Origin of the sequence: Acinetobacter sp. BSP-28, from assembly GCF_044130285.1 — a bacterium.
Taxonomy (GTDB): Bacteria; Pseudomonadota; Gammaproteobacteria; order Pseudomonadales; family Moraxellaceae; genus Acinetobacter.
In genome coordinates this window covers 1-3116 of sequence record NZ_JBIQOB010000057.1, presented here as the reverse complement: position 1 = coordinate 3116, position 3116 = coordinate 1, and the positions used below count along the sequence as shown (strand labels likewise).

Below are 3116 nucleotides of genomic sequence, written 5' to 3'. Positions count from 1 at the left end.
GGCGATGCTGCTACCGGTAAACCGGTTACCATTAACGGTAACAACGGCACAATCGGTGGCTTGACCAACACCACTTGGAACGGCACGGCAACCAAAGGCCAAGCAGCAACTGAAGACCAACTGAAAAATATTGCTGACAATGCTGCAGCTGCCACAGCTGCAGCAAAAACCGAAGTTAAAGCAGGTAGCACGAATGTAACCGTTACTGAAGATACCACTTCAGCGGATGGACACAGCATTTATACGGTTGATGTTGCTAAAGATTTGAATCTAACAAGCATTACTGCAGGTAATACCGTCCTCAATACTGGCGGTGTAAGCATTACAGGCGGTACAAACGGCACAGTCAGCTTAACGAATGCAGGCTTAAACAATGGTGGTAATAAAATCACTAATGTGGCTAATGGCACAGATGCGACAGATGTAGTCAATGTTTCTCAATTGAATGCAGCAGCAGCAGCAGCAAGCAACAGCGTTTCCAATAAAGATGGCAACCTAACGGTTAATGGAACACCAAATGCCAATGGAAGTACAGATTATTCGGTTGGTTTAGCCGATAACATCACCATCGGCTCAGGTACTAATGCTGTAAATATTGACGGTACAACAGGTGAGATTAGTGTGGGTGATACTACGATTAATGGTGATGGCATAAGCATTTCAGGCGGCCCAAGCGTGACCAAAAACGGTATTGATGCAGCAGGAAATAAAGTCACTAACGTTGCCGATGGTAACATTGCTGCTGGCTCGAAAGATGCAGTGAATGGCGGTCAAATCGCTGATTTGGTCAGCAATATCAATACGGATATTGCCAATGCGGCTGCGGCATCAAAAACCGAAGTTAAAGCAGGCAGCACGAATGTAACCGTTGTTAACGGTACTGATGCAACAGATGGACATAGTACTTATACCGTTGATGTTGCTAAAGATTTAAAAATAGATAGCGTAAATACAGGCGGTACAGTCATTAATGACAAAGGTTTAAGTTTTGTTGATGATCAAGGCAATGCTGTAGCGAATAGCCCAAGCATCAGCAGCTCAGGCATTAACGCAGGTAATCAAAAAATTACTGGCGTTGTCAATGGCGTTGTCAATGACACTTCTACCGATGCCGTGAATGGCAGTCAGTTGAATACCACTAACCAATATATCGCCAGCTCTTTAGGCGGTGGGGCAGGATATGACAACATTACAGGCAGCTTTACCCATCCAACTTACAATGTGAATGGAGGCTCTCATAATAACGTCGGTGATGCACTTACAGCTTTAGATGACCGTGATAACCAGTTGGATAATAAAATTACCAATTTGGGGGATCAGTTACAGCAAGCATTCTACACAACCAGTGAACGTATTAATGACGTTGAGAAACGTGCAAATGCAGGTATTGCAGCAGCTATGGCATTGGAAACAGCACCATATGTAGCAGGTAAATGGACCTATGCAGCAGCTACAGCATACCATGGTGGTGAAAATGCTGTGGGTGTTACTTTTCGGAAGACTGCTGACAATGGTCGTTGGTCATTGACAAGCGGTGTTGCTGCAGCATCACAAGGCGATCCAAGTTTCCGTATCGGTATCAGTGGCGTAATTGACTAATTAGCCGTTTGAACGGGAGGAGTGAAGAATCTAATGTTCGTCACTCCTATACGATTAGTTATCCGAATTAAGAGACAATACAATTATGAAATTTTTTATTAAGAATATGGCATTAATAGGCTTGATGATATTAGGTAATCAAGTAATGGCGGTAGAAAATATTGAAACTACTGATGGAGTTAATTTTCCAAAGATTGATAAAAGCTATTTAAAGCAAGTTCATCGTTATGAATATGATCATGTTGCACGTTTGAATACGGGGCTGACAAAAGATCAGTTTCGTCATTTATTAGGAAATCCTCACTTTAATGAGGGGGTTTTCTTTGTAAAAGAGTGGAACTATGTTTTAGATATACGTATTCCTAATACTCAAGATTATAAGCGTTGTCAGTTACGTATTGATTTTAATAAAGATAATCTTGCAGAAAGATTATCTTGGAAAGGTCAAGATTGTCAAAACCTCATGTATCCTGCATCAACAATTGTTCAACAGATAGCTCCTGCTGCAGTGACCGAAGTATACAATTTAAGTGCTGATACATTATTTAAATTTAATGGATCATCTTTAAATGATTTATTGCCACAAGGCCAAGCTCAACTTAATAATTTAGCTTCGAACATTAATAGTGTATACAGCGAAGTACATAAAATCCATTTAATTGGGCATACAGATAGATTAGGTAGCGATGCTTATAATTACCAATTGGGTTCAAAACGTGCTCAAACTGTTCGTAATTATTTGAGTGCGAGGGGTATTCCTAATCATATAATTAGTTACTCTACTCAGGGGGAAAATCAGCCCTTGACTGATGGATGTTATACTGTTATGAATAAACAGACACTACAGCAATGTTTACAGCCAGATAGACGTGTTACTGTTGAAATCACAGGAGTCAAAGTAAACTAATTAGTTTTACTTTTATAGATATAACAAATCCGATTTATATAAGGAAAAACTTGATGGTCAGTTCGATAACGTTCTGACCATTTACTGTTTCTGAGTAATTTTATTAAATCTTTTTCATAAATCAAAAAATGACCATTCTATTCATATTTAAATGGATATTGAAAGGGCACTGTTACAAATAGTAAATTGAGTTGTAGTTTTCTTGGTCGATGTAGCTTTTTTTCCGAAAACTCGATTCACTAGCCACACTTCTCCTAAAGGATTAACTTTATAAAATATTGAAGCTTGTCCTTTGCCTAGTGCACGCATAACCTCAATATCTTTAATCGTGGCATAAGCCGTTATCATAGACTTAAATCCCAACGTAGCCTTGATGATCCGTTTGAGCTTGCCATGATCACATTCAATCACGTTATTTTTGTATTTAATCTGTCTGTGCTCAAGGTTTGGAGGACCTTTCCCTTCCTGTTTTAACCTTGATAAAGCACGGCGGCACTGTTGCAAATAGAGATTTGAGTCGATGAAGTTCCCTTTAAAAAGTGCTTAGAGACCGAAAACCCTGTTGATTAGACACACTTCACCCTGAGGCTGACCATAATAAAATGACGAT

2 protein-coding genes and 1 pseudogene are annotated in these 3116 nt (G+C 39.6%); 2 read left to right on the top strand and 1 reads right to left on the bottom strand.

The window, feature by feature from the left end; all coding sequences use genetic code 11:
• Both ACE01R_RS17590 and ACE01R_RS17585 read left to right on the top strand, forming a co-directional pair.
• On the top strand, window positions 1-1599 hold a 1599-nt coding region (locus tag ACE01R_RS17590), incomplete at its 5' end, for a YadA-like family protein (protein WP_395552781.1).
• Between the two features lie 124 nt (window positions 1600-1723).
• Window positions 1724-2506: an OmpA family protein gene (locus ACE01R_RS17585; RefSeq protein WP_395552782.1), complete on the top strand. Its 783-nt coding sequence runs from the start codon at window positions 1724-1726 to the stop codon at window positions 2504-2506.
• 147 nt (window positions 2507-2653) lie between these two features.
• On the opposite strand, the pseudogene ACE01R_RS17580 reads toward ACE01R_RS17585, so the two are convergent.
• Window positions 2654-2995, bottom strand: a pseudogene (locus ACE01R_RS17580) (DDE-type integrase/transposase/recombinase); the annotation flags it as partial.
• Window positions 2996-3116: the final 121 nt, after the last annotated feature.

Bases quoted from the DNA above. Each gene is read 5' to 3' on its own strand.
- ACE01R_RS17585 (WP_395552782.1), top strand. From the start codon at position 1,724: ATGATATTAGGTAATCAAGTAATGGCGGTAGAAAATATTGAAACTACT.